Raw genomic sequence first — 14,332 nt, 5'->3', positions numbered from 1 at the left:
TTTCATAAAGTGATTGGTAAAGGTTTTATTTTGTCAAAAGATACATATCAAAATATTCAAGATGTTTTTTTAAATCAGATCCGCCGTTCCAAAGTTTCAGTTACTGTTTTCTTAGTGAATGGCGTGAAATTACAGGGAATCATTTCTGGATTTGATAATTTCTCCATATTATTACGTAGAGAAAGTCATGCGCAGCTCGTTTATAAACATGCTGTAAGTACGATTATGCCCTCGTCACCTGTTCAACTCCCCTTTAATGCACCTGCAGCAACTTCAACTTCCACAACATCTGAAGAAAAGTGAGAATTTATATTTATGATTGAATCCGATTCAGTAAAATCATCAAATTTTGCTGCAGTCATTGTTCCATGGGATGTAAATCTAAAACAAAATGATAGGAATTCTAAATCTAGGCTTGATGAGATTGTTGGATTAGTATCATCTATTAAAATTGATATTGTCTATAGAGAGATTATAAATATTCGGTCATTCCGTTCTTCAACCTTAATAGGGCGGGGAAATATCGAAAATTTAAAATCTGTTATTATTGAGAAAAAGATTCAAGTTGTTATTTTTGATGCACGTTTAAGTCCAATTCAACAACGAAACCTTGAAAAAGAACTTAATTGTAAGGTTATAGATCGAACAGCCTTAATACTGGATATTTTTGGTGAAAGAGCGCAGACCAGAGAAGGTGTGTTACAGGTTGAACTTGCCCACCTACAATATCAGCGTAGCCGACTGGTTAGATCATGGACTCATTTAGAAAGGCAGAGAGGTGGGTTTGGGTTTATGGGGGGGCCCGGTGAAACCCAAATTGAAGCGGATAGAAGGCTGATTGATGAACGGATTACCCGTTTAAAAAAAGATCTTGAACAGGTTCGAAGGACAAGAGGATTGCATCGTAAGGCTCGAAGAAAAGTCCCTTTTCCTATAATTGCCTTGGTTGGCTATACAAATGCAGGAAAATCCACTTTATTCAATCATTTGACAGGGGCTTCTGTTCATGCTCAGGATCAACTTTTTGCTACACTTGATCCAACCATGCGCAAGATTGATCTGCCATCAGGAAAAACAGTCATTCTTTCTGATACAGTTGGTTTTATTAGCGACCTCCCAACCGAATTGATAGCTGCTTTTAGAGCAACGCTTGAAGAAATTTCCGAAGCGGATATCATATTACATGTAAGAGACATTTCACATCCAGAAACCCGTCAACAACAACAAGATGTTTCTTCTGTATTGGACATGATGGTGAAAGATGATGTATTGAGTGAAAACTGGAGGTCATCGACAATTGAAGTTCTCAATAAAATCGACCTCGTAGATTATACTGAATTAACAGGCAAAAATGATAATATTGTCGGTGTATCTGCCTTGACAGGACAAAATCTACCCTCGCTCATTTCTAAAATTGATCAAAGATTGCAATGTTCAATGGAAAAATTGACATATGCTATTGATATTGTTGATGGTTCAGCTTTAGCATGGCTTTATGATCATGGAGAAATTCTTGAGCGTCATGATAGCGAAAAAATCATTCAGATAACGCTGTTACTTTCTCCTATAGATAGAGCTCGATTTGAACAGCTTTATACATACTAAAATTTTTTTATATTTTCATTTCATACATTCGATGAATTTTATTGGGTTCTGGAACAATCCGTTCAATTAAGTTTCGCATACCATGATTTGTTTCCAAAATCCATCCCAATTCAATTGTTTTATAGGGTAAGACTTCTCCACGTTCAAAAAGTTCGGATATAACCAATGATGGCATCAAAGCTCCCAGAGCTGTATCTCTTATGGATCCACTTATACCAAGCAAAATAACGCGGGCTGAATGAAATTGGTGCCGTAAGATTCGATAGATCAATTTACTATATCCCAAAAGGGATGGATCAGGTCCGATATCAATGATTAAATCATAAATATTGGGAATAACCAAAGCAACAGCCACTGGAATATAATTTTGTTCAACCAGAACAAAATTATCAGGTTTTAGCATGGATTTTAAATCTTTAATTAATACAGACATCTCGATTGAGGTGAGAGGAACAAAACCCCAAGTATCATGCCATGCATCATTGTAAAGTTGGCGAAGAATTTCACCATCTCGCGCAATTTCTTTTGTATTTAATTTTCTGGTTGTAATGTTACCCAATTTTCCACATCCCATTTTCAAACCTGCAGGTATTTTATGGGCCTGTTTAGCTCGTGGACCGAATTTCATCTGATATGAAAGTAGATCCATGGCTTTTTCAAGACCGACTGCTTCAATATGGTGATGAAGCCAAGTTGGATGCCAGGGAATGGCAACGGTTGGTAAGGCATTTTGCCCTGTTATCATTATCCCTATTTCAGAATTGGCATTTAGAGTATAAGGTCCCCTGATTTTTTCCATGCCATTATGTTTCAACCATTTGGTTGCAGCGTCTATTAATTTTTTTACGACGCATAAATCATCAATTGCATCCAATGCACCGAACAAACCGACAGGTTCCTTCCATTGTCTTAACGCATTCGGATCAATTTGTGCAGAAATACGTCCAACAGGTTGATGATTTTTATATGCTATGAAATATTTTGCTGAACCATATCGAAAAAAAGCTGATTTTTTTGGATCTAATAAGCTTGATTCTTGCCAGTCCAAGGGAGGGACATATCCAGATAAACCTTTATATAGAAGACGTGGCAATTGAATAAAAAGTTTAAGCTGTTGTTTGGTTTGAACAGGAACAATATCAATATTATTGATGGAGCAAGAATTAAGGGACATGTAAAAACCATAGAAATTATGAATTATTATTTTTGAATTTTACCAATGTAAACTATAAAATAGCATTTTCTGCTTTTATATATAAAAGGATTTTGTCTTGATAGATATAAATTTATCAAAAAACAATCAAACCTTAAATTATCAACCAAAAACTCAATTTAATTCTGCAAAAAATATTCTGATTACCGGGGCTTCCAGTGGAATAGGCCAATCGTTGGCAATAGCATGTGCAAACAAAGGCAAAACTCTTTTTTTATGGGGTCGTTCTCAAGAAAAGTTGGATAGAACGGCACAATTATGTCTAAACAGAGGGGCAAAGGTTCAAATATTTAGTATAGATCTTGCAGATTCAAAAAATAGCTTACGCCAATTGGAAACATTATTAATCAATTATACAATTGATATGGCAATCATGGCTGCCGGTTCTGGGGATATAAGGGAGGATAAAAATAATTTGGAAAGTGATGAGTTATTATTGAAACTGATGCATTTGAATTATGTAACACCATGTGTCATGGGTAATAAAATAGCTCAACAAATGATTGATCGTGGAATTTATGGAAAATTGGTCTTTGTCGGTTCGGTTGCTGCATTTCATTCATTGCCTTTTGCAACTGCCTATAGTAGTTCAAAAGCTGGTTTAAGTCGTTTTGTTGATTCTTTGAGAATTTCCGTGAAAAAATGGAATATAAAAATTACTTTAATCACTCCTGGATTTGTCGATACACCCATGAGTCAAAGGTTGGAATGTAACAAACCTTTTATGATTTCATTAGAAACCGCAACTCAAAAAATAATTAAAGCGATTAATGAAGGAAAAGCAGAGCTAATTATGCCTAAATTGTTTGTTTATCTAAAATGGATCGATCTTGTTATGCCTAACAGATTAAAAGACTTTATTCTCTCTCATCTTCGAGTGAAACAATCTTGAGATCTTGGAGGTCCGGGAGGGAATTGAACCCCCGTAAACGGATTTGCAATCCGCTGCATGAGCCACTCTGCCACCGGACCATTTGATCAAGCTATTGCCTATATCAATGAAATTGGTAAAAAGGTCAAGAAAAAAATGTATAAAAACTTTACTTTTCATATTTGAGTAGTTCATGGTATTAATTTTGAAAGCATAGATATAGAGATTTTATAAACAATGACCCATCCGAATTTTGATTTTGTTCAGGCCCGGCAAAACATGATTGAAAATCAGTTACGTCCTGCTGAAGTCAGTCATGTTAAATTAATAGAAATAATGCGTGTTTTACCACGCGAATATTGTGTTCTGAATAACCAAAAAGAAATGGCTTATTCAGATATTAATATTTTACTTTTTGATCAACGGTATCTTAGTGAGCCAAGAGTGCTTGCCAGACTTGTTCAACTAGCAAATATTGAGGCAAAGCAAAAAATATTGGTTATTGGTGCAGGGACTGGATATCTTTCGGCCATTATTTCCTTAATGGGTGCAGAAGTATATGCATTGGAAGAAAATGAAAAGTTGTCTGTTATTGGTAAAAAATTCTGTAATGAATATGCATCTGACGTGCAATGGTGTGATGGAATATTGCAGGATGGATATCCAAAAAATAAATTTTATGATGCCATAATAATTGACGGCTGTATTAAGAAAATTTCAAAAAAACTGATTGATCAATTAAATAAAAATGGTCATATTATTACGGTATTAAAAAAAGATGGTGATATAGGTCATGCAGTTACAGCAAAAAAGACTGATGAAGGTATAGTAATACAAAAAAGTTTTTATGCTGCCTTACCTTATTTACCAGAATTCATGAAATAATTTATATTTTTGAGCTGCTATTTTATTTTGAAGTGTTATTAATAAGGTATTATCATGATCGTCAATCGTAATTTTGGAATAAGTTTATTAACATTTTTTGCATCGACTACTGTATATGCTCAAAATTATGATGGATCAGGTATGCCAAGTTTTATTCCACATACGCTTGAAGAAGCTTTGGCGACAGCTTATCTAACCAATCCAGATTTGCAACAGGAACGTGCCAGCTTGAGAGCCGTGGATGAACAGGTTTCGACAGCACATGCAGGTTGGAGACCGACTATCACGACAGGTTTGACTGGTGTTGTGACAGAGGGTTATAACTTAGGTGTTTCTGAACCGGCATTAGGTGCTGCAGGGGTTCATTATCCTAAATCTACTACAGAACAAAAATCAGGTGGACGACTTGGATATGGTGCAAATGTTAATATAACACAACCTATTTATCAGGGTGGAAAAACGACTGCTCAAACGCATGAGGCAATAAACAAAGTCATGGCTGAAAGGGCAAAACTTTTATCAACTGAACAAAAGGTTTTTAGCAAGGTTATTGATGCTTATGTAGCTGTTATACAATATCAGCAGCTATTACAGATTAATATTAATAATGAAAAAATTCTGGCTGAACAGGTCAAGGCTACACATCAGCGTTTTAATCTTGGAGAAGTTACGCGAACCGATTCTGCACAGGCAGAAGCGGCATTAGCCGCAGCACGAGCACAGCGTCAAACGACTGAAGGAGATTTGCGTGGTGCTGAGGCAACCTATACCCAAGTTGTGGGGATTGCGCCAGCTCCTAATCTCAAACCACCTCAACCTCTGATTTTACCGATTAAAACAGAACAAGAGGCAATTGCACAGGCAGCATCAAACAATCCAGACGTGATTTCAGCTCTGTTTACTGAAGCATCACAAAAAGATGATGTCAATGTGGCTATTTCGGAAATTATGCCTAAGCTTAATGCTTCTTTATCCTATCAACGCATGGTCAATCAAGGAGTAGGGCAGAATACATCAGATCAAAAAATGGGTATGTTGCAATTAAATATTCCCATTTATCAAAGTGGCGCGGAATATTCTAAAATACGTGAAGCAAAACAGTTGGCTCAGGCTGCACATCGCCAAGTCAGTTCTCAACGAAGAAGTGCCATGCAGCTTGCCTCTACAAACTGGCAAAAATTAATGGCCGCCAAAGCGGCCATAGCAAGCAACCGTGCCGCCATTGCGTCAAATATTATTGCCTTGGCTGGTGTTGAAAAACAGGCTGTTGTTGGAACAAGTACAACATTGGAAATGTTACAACAGCAACAAACCTTGTTAAATTCACAAACCACACTTATTCAGAATTTAAGCTCAATGGTAACGGCATCTTATAGTATTGCTTCAGCCATTGGGCGTTTAACGGCACAAGACCTTAAACTGAATGTACCCCATTATGATTATACAGCATATTATAATGCTGTTAAAAACAGATGGTGGGGTATGAGTGACTACGCACAGGATCAACCTGGACGTTAAAAATTTTTTTTTCTTTAGTACAATAAAAATAATAAATGTTAGATAAAAAATTTAATCCATCTGCTTGTGAAAACGATTTATACTCTATATGGGAAAAAAATGGTTCTTTTTCAGCCAACCCAGAAATCAATGAAAGAAAACCTTTTGCCATAATGATCCCGCCACCAAATGTGACGGGTACCTTGCACATAGGACATGCCCTAACGATGACCTTACAGGATACCCTTGTAAGGTTTCGTCGTATGCAGGGATATGATGTGTTGTGGCAACCAGGTACGGATCATGCTGGTATTTCGACTCAATTGGTTGTTGATCGTCAATTAACAGCTCAAGGCATTGATCGTAAAACCTTGGGCAGGGAAAAATTTATTGAACGTGTCTGGCAATGGAAAGAGGAATCTGGTGGTCAAATTACCCAACAATTAAGACGGGTTGGTGCATCTCTTGATTGGAACAGAGAGCGCTTTACAATGGATGAAGGTTTGTCTGAAGCTGTTAAAAAAGTCTTCATCACGCTTTATCGAGAAGGGTTGATTTATCAGGATAAACGTTTAGTGAACTGGGATCCTGTTTTCAGATCTGCCGTTTCCGATCTTGAAGTCGAGAATAGAGAAATACAGGGAAATCTCTGGTATATCAAATACCCGTTAGTGGAGGATAATACTCAATTTATCGTTATTGCAACAACTCGTCCAGAAACAATGTTGGGTGATACAGCAATCGCTGTTCATCCAGAAGATGACCGTTATAAAGATCTAATAGGCAAAAAAGTTGTTGTTCCATTAACTAATCGTGAAATTATAATTGTTGCCGATGAATATTCAGATCCTGAAAAAGGTACAGGAGCAGTGAAAATTACACCTGCTCATGATTTTAATGATTTTGAAGTAGGTCGTCGTCACAACCTGAAATTGATAACAATTTTAGATGAAAATGCAGCAATTGATCTAAATGAGTTATCTGACAATGAAAAATCAGATTTTATATGTTCTTTACAATCATTACCTCGTGATAAAGCACGTAAAATCATTGTCGAAGAATTAAAAAAGCTTGAATATATTGAAAAAATAGAATCGCATAAACATCAGGTCCCTCATGCTGAACGTGGAGGGGCAGTTATTGAACCTAGATTAACCACACAATGGTATTGTGACGCAAAAACGCTTTCTGAACCTGCTATTAGGGCGGTACAATCGGGAAGGATGAAATTCGTTCCCAAACAATGGGAAAACACTTTTTTTGCTTGGATGAGGGAACTGCAACCTTGGTGTATAAGTCGCCAATTATGGTGGGGGCATCAAATACCCGCGTGGTATGGTCCAGATAATACTGTTTTTGTAGCCTATGATGAAAACGAGGCTAAACAGCAAGCATTAAAATATTATGGATGTGAGCAGGAATTACGAAGAGATGAAGATGTTTTGGATACATGGTTTTCATCCGCATTGTGGCCATTTTCGACATTGGGGTGGCCAAATGAAACAATAGAGCTAGACCGTTATTATCCCGGAAACGTGTTAATAACAGGTTTTGATATCATTTTCTTTTGGGTTGCGAGAATGATGATGATGGGAATGCATTTTATGAAAGATATTCCCTTTAAAACCATTTATTTACATGGACTTGTACGTGACGAAAAAGGTCAAAAAATGTCCAAAACCAAAGGGAATGGTATCGATCCTATTGAAATAATCGACGAGTTCGGTGCTGATGCAATGCGATTCACTATTTGTGCTTTGACAGGGCCGGGTCGAGATATCAAACTAGGTAAAAAACGTATTGAGGAATATCGTACATTCATCACCAAGTTATGGAATGCTGCACGATTTTGCGAAATGAATCAAGTGACTGAAAATACTGAATTTTCACTATCCGATATTCAGTTATCCCTAAGTCAATGGATTTTAGCAGAATTATCAAAAACGATTAGACAGGCCACAGCTGCTCTGGATAATTTTCGTTATGATGAATATGCTTCTGTTTGTTATCATTTTACATGGGATAAATTTTGTGATTGGTTTTTAGAATTTGCAAAATCAGCGTTTCAAAAAAATAACCACGATACAGTAAAAGAAGTTAGAACAATCACTGCTTTTGTATTAAAGAATTTGTTAAAAATTTTACATCCCGTTATTCCGTTTGTAACAGAAATTATTTGGGCTGAATTTGGATTTGGTAAAAAAGGAAGCCTGATCACGTCTTCATGGCCAAAAAGTTATGAATTGGAGGCAGCTGTTTCTCAAAAGGCAAATGATGAAATAGATTTTATAATAAAATTAATAACTGAAATTCGTGTTTTAAAAGCTGAAATGAATATCCCGCCAGCAAAATTAATACCTGTTCTGGTTAGAGATATTGATCAAAAACATTACCAAATTATTGAACAATGGTCAGATGCCATTGGCAAAATGGCCAGAGTGCAATCTATTGCCAAATTACAGAATGAAATACCATCTGGTTCGATTCAAACAGTTATAGATGGTACAATCTTAGTTTTACCCTTACAAGGCATTATTGATATAAAGAAAGAAAAAGAACGCTTAACAAAGGAAATCGAAAAAATTGCATTGGAAATTGAACAACTGAATAAAAAATTATCCAACCAGAATTTTCTTAGTAAGGCAAGACCTGAAATTGTTGAAGAAAATCGTGAACGGTTAAAACAGTTGGTAAAATCTGAGAAGCGATTTAAAACCGCTTTATTGCATTTAAATTAAAAGTAAAATTTTTCAACTATTAAGGATGTTGAAAAGGTAATTCAATATCCTTTTAATTGTACAAATATCATGTTTGATTATTCATCGAAAAAATTTATCTTGTATAAAGGAAAAAATATGCATGGAAATGAAAAAAATCAATTGACAAACAATATAGTTTTGGGTGGTGGATGTTTTTGGTGTATAGAAGCAATTTTAAAAAATGTTAAGGGTATCCATACTATTATACCAGGTTATTCAGGAGGATATACTGAAAACCCAACTTATAAGGAGGTATGCACCAATCAAACTGGGCATGCCGAAGTGGTAAAAATCATTTATGATCCTGATACTATTAGCCTTGATAACATATTAAAATTATTTTTTGTTATTCACGATCCCACGACGAAAGATCGACAAGGTGGAGATATCGGTTCGCAATATCGTTCAATAATTTTACCCGCATCTGTAGAGCGAGAAAAAATTGCCTATAAAATCAAAAAAGAAATTCAAGATAAAAAAATATGGAAAAATCCAATTGTAACAGAAATTAAAATGCTGGATAAATTCTATCCAGCTGAAAAAGAACATCAAAATTATTTTGAATTACATCCTGAAGTGGCTTATTGTCAGACTGTAATTGAACCAAAAGTCAGGAAATTCCGACAGAAATTTATCGACCACCTAAAAAAATAATATTATGTTTTATCAATATTCTTATCATCTTCATCAAGAAAAAACTGGTCAGTTTCCTCATCAAAATCAAAAATTTCTGCATATCTAACCCAACCGATAATGGTTAACAAAGTCTGGCGTGCTGAATTTGGTGACATGGTATCAGTCAATTCATCGCGGAACCTTTCAGCACTTGCTCTATGGTTGGGTCGTTCATCCAGAATGGAACGTATCGAACGGATCAATGAAACATTTTTTATCAAGCTCTTACGGAAAATATCCTTACGTTCTTCCAGTTCAGAATTAACAAGTTTTTTTCCCAATTCAGTTAGGCGGATATCACCTTCGGCCATATCAGCGAATTCAAGCATTTGCAAGGTTTCACCAATAGGCAGTAAATCATCCAGCTCCATTTGCAGACTTTTAGCCAATTGAGGCAAATCTGCCTTTCCACAATAGGGTTCTGTATATAATGTTTCCATCATACCGATCATAAGATTCATTGACATACGTGGAAGCGCTGCGTAACGATTATTTACCGCTTGTTTCATATCGATATTGTTTGGATCGACATTGATTGGATCACGATGAGTCATGAGAATATAAATCCGGTCAACAAATTGTCGAAAAGCCGGATCTTCCCGATTACGGGGATGAGTAAACGTAACTTCCAACTCGTGGGCAATTGTACCCGGATTTGAAGAAAATATAAGTAAACGGTCACACATCAATACAGCTTCCTCGATACTATGTGTAACAATCAAAATGGATTTTACTGGTAATTTTTTTTCTACCCACAGTTCAATAAGATCAGTTCTTAAATTTTCAGCTGTAAGAACATCAAGGGCAGAAAAAGGTTCATCCATCAATAAAAGATCTGGATGCACTACCAACGCTCTTGCCAATCCAACACGTTGACGCATTCCACCCGAAAGCTCTTTTGGATAAGCTTTTTCATAACCCCCTAAACCAATAAGATCTATTGCCTCTTCACTTAACTGTTCCATATTTTTTCGTGGGGTGTTTTTTGCTTCAAGTCCCAGCTGAACATTATCTTGTACAGTCAACCATGGAAAAAGAGCGAAAGATTGAAAAACCATTGCTACATCCTTTGCCGGACCTGACAATAATTGGTTTTTCCATTTTACCTCTCCTTTGCTTGGTGGCGTTAAACCAGCAATAATTCTCAATAAAGTGGATTTTCCAGAGCCAGAGCGTCCTAATAATCCGACAATCTCCCCTTGTTTCAAGGTTAAATTGACGTTATCTAAAACCACCAATTCAGAATTATTATCTTTTTTATATGATTTTTGACAATTCTTGATTTGAAGTAAAATATCCTGTTTTTGATTCATGGTTTTTTCCTTAGATAAAGGACAAGCGTCGTTGAGCAAAACTATATAAAGGGTGCCAGACAATCCGATTGAAAAGAATGACAAACGCCGACATTACAATCATGCCAAGTCCGACCTTGAATGTATTGCCCATTTCTGTTGCAAGTGCGATATATGATCCCAAACCTTCAGCAATCAAGGTTGTATTGCCCCAACTTGCTAATTCTGCAGCGATGGAAGCATTCCAAGCTCCTCCACATGCAGTGAGTGCTCCTGTAACATAATAAGGAAAAATGGCAGGTAACATAACCTTAAACCACCATAATTTTCCATGGATTTGTAAATTGTTTACCACCTCTCTTAAATCACCGGGAAAATTTGAGGCACCACCAACAACATTAAATAAAATGTACCATTGTGTTCCCAGGATCATCAATGGCGTCAACCAAATATTACTACTTAAGTGAAAATGAACAATTCCAACAACAAAAAACGGAAAAAACAGATTGGCTGGAAAGGCAGCCATGAATTGCGCGATAACCTGTGTTCTTTTTGCCCATTTGGGACGTAATCCCAACCATATTCCTGCAGGTACCCAAATGATACTTGCCAGAATTATCATGCTTATAACTCTTAAAAGTGTTAAAAATCCCAGCCATATAACATATAAAATTTCATGAATGGTCAATTGGTTATGGACAGTGTGATAAATGTAAAAACCAGCGATTATGCCCAGAAAACATAATACAGAAATATAAATGACATCTGATGTTTTTGTTGCAATGAATTTTTCATTGAAGAAATTATTTTTCCTGCCAAGAGGCAGGTTGGCAATCTTATGCATTAATTTACCAATGAAGGTCATTACCCACCGAATAAAATAGGTTTTATGTATAAGACGTAAAAACCAAGGAGTAGTGTCTGTTTCGCTTTGTGTAGTTTCAAATCTAAATTTTGATGACCATGCAACCAAGGGACGGAATAGTAATTGGTCATATGCCAAAATAACAAACAACATTGCTCCAATTGCATAAAAAATTGCGGCCAGATTTCTTTGTTCAATTGCCATTCCAACATACGATCCTATTCCAGGCAAAACAATGTTTGTATTTCCAACAGTGATTGTTTCTGAATAGACAATCATGAACCAGCCACCGGACATGGACATCATCATATTCCAGATCAATCCTGGAATAGCGAATGGAACTTCCAGTTTCCAAAAACGTTGCCATCCAGTTAAACCAAAACAACGTGCGGCTTCTTCCATGTCAGGAGGTATCGTTTTGAGGGATTGATACAAACTAAATGCCATATTCCATGCCTGACTGGTAAAAATCGTAAAAATTGCAGCCAGTTCGGCACCAAGAATTTTGCCGGGAAATAATCCCATAAAAAAGACAACTGTAAAGGTTAAAAACCCTAAAATGGGCACAGATTGCAATATATCGAGAACAGGAATTAGCAGCATTTCCGCCTTACGACTTTTGGCTGCTAAGACTGCATATCCAAAGGTAAAAAGTAAAGAAGCGAAAAGAGCGGCAAACATGCGTAAAGTTGTACGCATGGCATATCCTGGCAAATAGATGGGATCCAGGTGTATAAGTTGCGCATTTGGCATATTCAAGGGTTGTATAACGTGCCGTGTAGCTGTTGCAATCGATACTCCTAATGCAATCACACATATAATGGTGATCGCATCAAAAATATTTGGTTTCGATTGAACAGTTACGCTGGCGGGAATATTCTGTTTTTTCATTTGCCCGCCTAGTCCTCTTAATTGTATTTTATTGTTAGATTGAACGATAATTATTAACTAAACTCGATCATATTGTATAAAAAATGATCAGACACCCGTACTTCCAAAACCTCCACACGATCGTTCCGTTTCTTCGAGAATATCTGTTTCTTCCCAAACTGCCCGAATAACTGGGGCTATAATAGCTTGCGCAATGCGCATACCACGTTCGACCACAAAGGATTCTTTCCCTGTGTTCAATAAAATTACTTTAATTTCACCACGATAATCTTCATCAATCGTACCGGGAGAATTGGGAAGTAATATTCCATGTTTCAGGGCCAATCCTGATCTGGGACGGATTTGCAACTCATAATTATGGGGTAAAGCTATCTGTAACCCTGTAGGAATAAGCGCTATTTCTTGCGATAAGATTGTAATCGGTTCATTAACGGCAGCCAGTAAGTCCATTCCTGCCGCACCAATGGTTGCATAGGAAGGGAGTGGCAGTTCTATGGAATGTGCCAGCCTTTTTACTCGAATTCTAGGAAAGGGTGCCAAGGACATGTTAATTACCCCCTATTTTCTGATTTGAAAAATGTAATGATTTCCTGCGTCAAAAGATATCCAATCTTTTTTTTACTGGCTCTCTCAAAATGCTGCTTACCAGAGGATGACAGAATTGTCACCTCATTTTCTGAGCCCCCCATGATATTTGTTGAAGATTGGACATCGTTAACAACTATCCAATCGCAACCTTTACGTATTCTTTTATCAACTGCATTTTTTAAATGGTTTTCAGTCTCCGCTGCGAATCCGATAACAAGTTTTGGACGATTATTTTTAAGTTGAGAAATTTTTGCAAGAATATCAGGATTGATTTCCATTTCCAGAATTGGTGGGAGAATATCCGCTGTCTTTTTGATTTTATGTTTGGCAATATTTCTGACTCGCCAATCAGAAACTGCAGCAGTCATAACAGCCATATCTACAGGTAAATGTGCAAGACATGCATCTAGCATTTCATTAGCTGTCTTAATTTTTACGGTGTTTATATTGTCAGGTGGTGATAGTGATACGGGTCCTGAAATCAGGGTAACCTCTGCACCAGCATCCCGTAAGCTTTCTGCAATGGCATAACCTTGTCTGCCTGATGAATAATTACCTATAAAACGGATAGGGTCAATCGGTTCGAAAGTTGGGCCAGCTGTAACAAGTGCTTTCTTGCCTTCCAAGGGGCGATCAGGCGCCAAGATATTACGAATATGATCTGTAAATTTATCTGGAGAGATAAGGCGTCCATAACCATACTCTCCACAGGCCATCTTTCCTTTTGCGGGTCCTGCAATGACCATATTTCTTTCTTTAAGTGTTTGTATATGATTTTGTGTAATAGGATTTTCCCACATATGAACATTCATTGCCGGAGCAATAAGAACAGGCATAGTTGGTGGTGCGGCTAAAATAATAGTGCTGGCAAGATTATCGGCAATACCCAAGGCAATTTTTGCAATCAAATTTGCAGAGGCGGGATAGATAATTATAAGATCCGCTTCTCTGGTTAATGAAATATGTTCAATATTATGATTTTGGGTCAATGAAAATAAATCTTGGTAAACTTCATTGCCACTTAAGGTTTGCAAAGAAAGGGGAGTGATGAATTCAGCCCCTGATTGCGTCAAAACACATTTTACATTATGATGATTTTTGCGAAATAAACTTATGAGTTCTAAAGCTTTATAGGCTGCTATTCCGCCAGAAATGATAAGTAAAATGTTTTTGGGTGTCATGGTATTTTTT

At 36.7% G+C, this 14,332-nt stretch carries 12 protein-coding genes and 1 tRNA gene; 7 read left to right on the top strand and 6 right to left on the bottom strand.

Annotation, left to right across the window (positions count from 1 at the left end):
* Positions 1–30: 30 nt before the first annotated feature.
* Entirely contained in the window at positions 31–303 is a 273-nt protein-coding gene (gene hfq / locus H3T46_RS01535) for an RNA chaperone Hfq (RefSeq protein WP_122124269.1), read from the top strand.
* 12 nt (positions 304–315) lie between these two features.
* Complete coding sequence (gene hflX, locus H3T46_RS01530; RefSeq protein ID WP_155566791.1) at positions 316–1,605, top strand: GTPase HflX; 1,290 nt, start codon at positions 316–318, stop codon at positions 1,603–1,605.
* 7 nt (positions 1,606–1,612) lie between these two features.
* Here the strand turns inward: hflX and H3T46_RS01525 are convergent, their stop codons facing one another.
* Complete coding sequence (locus H3T46_RS01525; protein WP_122123567.1) at positions 1,613–2,779, bottom strand: hypothetical protein; 1,167 nt, start codon at positions 2,777–2,779, stop codon at positions 1,613–1,615.
* 97 nt (positions 2,780–2,876) lie between these two features.
* Here H3T46_RS01525 and H3T46_RS01520 point away from each other — a divergent pair, with 97 nt between their 5' ends.
* The gene (locus H3T46_RS01520; protein WP_155580399.1) at positions 2,877–3,710 is read left to right on the top strand and encodes an SDR family oxidoreductase; all 834 of its coding nucleotides are present in this window, start codon (positions 2,877–2,879) and stop codon (positions 3,708–3,710) included.
* Between the two features lie 5 nt (positions 3,711–3,715).
* Here H3T46_RS01520 and H3T46_RS01515 read toward each other — a convergent pair.
* Positions 3,716–3,790 (bottom strand) — tRNA-Cys (locus H3T46_RS01515).
* Positions 3,791–3,926: 136 nt separating this feature from the next.
* Here H3T46_RS01515 and H3T46_RS01510 point away from each other — a divergent pair.
* From H3T46_RS01510 to msrA, 4 genes are all read left to right on the top strand, one after another.
* Positions 3,927–4,574 carry a protein-L-isoaspartate O-methyltransferase gene (locus tag H3T46_RS01510; RefSeq protein WP_198197221.1) on the top strand — a complete coding sequence of 216 codons (648 nt, stop codon included), beginning with the start codon at positions 3,927–3,929 and terminating at the stop codon, positions 4,572–4,574.
* 54 nt (positions 4,575–4,628) lie between these two features.
* A complete protein-coding gene (locus H3T46_RS01505) occupies positions 4,629–6,092 on the top strand; it encodes a TolC family outer membrane protein (RefSeq protein WP_110437977.1) in 1,464 nt (487 codons plus the stop codon).
* A gap of 35 nt (positions 6,093–6,127) precedes the next feature.
* Positions 6,128–8,809, top strand: a complete 2,682-nt coding sequence (locus H3T46_RS01500; protein ID WP_198197220.1) for a valine--tRNA ligase — start codon at positions 6,128–6,130, stop codon at positions 8,807–8,809.
* Between the two features lie 117 nt (positions 8,810–8,926).
* A complete protein-coding gene (msrA, locus tag H3T46_RS01495) occupies positions 8,927–9,484 on the top strand; it encodes a peptide-methionine (S)-S-oxide reductase MsrA (protein WP_198197219.1) in 558 nt (185 codons plus the stop codon).
* Between the two features lie 2 nt (positions 9,485–9,486).
* Here the strand turns inward: msrA and H3T46_RS01490 are convergent, their stop codons facing one another.
* The 4 genes from H3T46_RS01490 to coaBC form a co-directional block, all read right to left on the bottom strand.
* Positions 9,487–10,818 carry an AAA-associated domain-containing protein gene (locus H3T46_RS01490; protein WP_198197218.1) on the bottom strand — a complete coding sequence of 444 codons (1,332 nt, stop codon included), beginning with the start codon at positions 10,816–10,818 and terminating at the stop codon, positions 9,487–9,489.
* A gap of 10 nt (positions 10,819–10,828) precedes the next feature.
* A complete protein-coding gene (locus H3T46_RS01485) occupies positions 10,829–12,553 on the bottom strand; it encodes an ABC transporter permease subunit (protein WP_198197217.1) in 1,725 nt (574 codons plus the stop codon).
* Between the two features lie 87 nt (positions 12,554–12,640).
* The gene (gene dut / locus H3T46_RS01480) at positions 12,641–13,099 is read right to left on the bottom strand and encodes a dUTP diphosphatase (RefSeq protein WP_198197216.1); all 459 of its coding nucleotides are present in this window, start codon (positions 13,097–13,099) and stop codon (positions 12,641–12,643) included.
* Positions 13,100–13,104: 5 nt separating this feature from the next.
* Entirely contained in the window at positions 13,105–14,322 is a 1,218-nt protein-coding gene (gene coaBC, locus H3T46_RS01475) for a bifunctional phosphopantothenoylcysteine decarboxylase/phosphopantothenate--cysteine ligase CoaBC (protein WP_198197215.1), read from the bottom strand.
* Positions 14,323–14,332 lie beyond the last annotated feature (10 nt).

This window comes from Commensalibacter sp. M0133 (genome assembly GCF_016101485.1).
Taxonomy (GTDB): Bacteria; Pseudomonadota; Alphaproteobacteria; order Acetobacterales; family Acetobacteraceae; genus Commensalibacter; species Commensalibacter melissae.
This window is presented reverse-complemented; position numbering and strand designations above follow the sequence as displayed.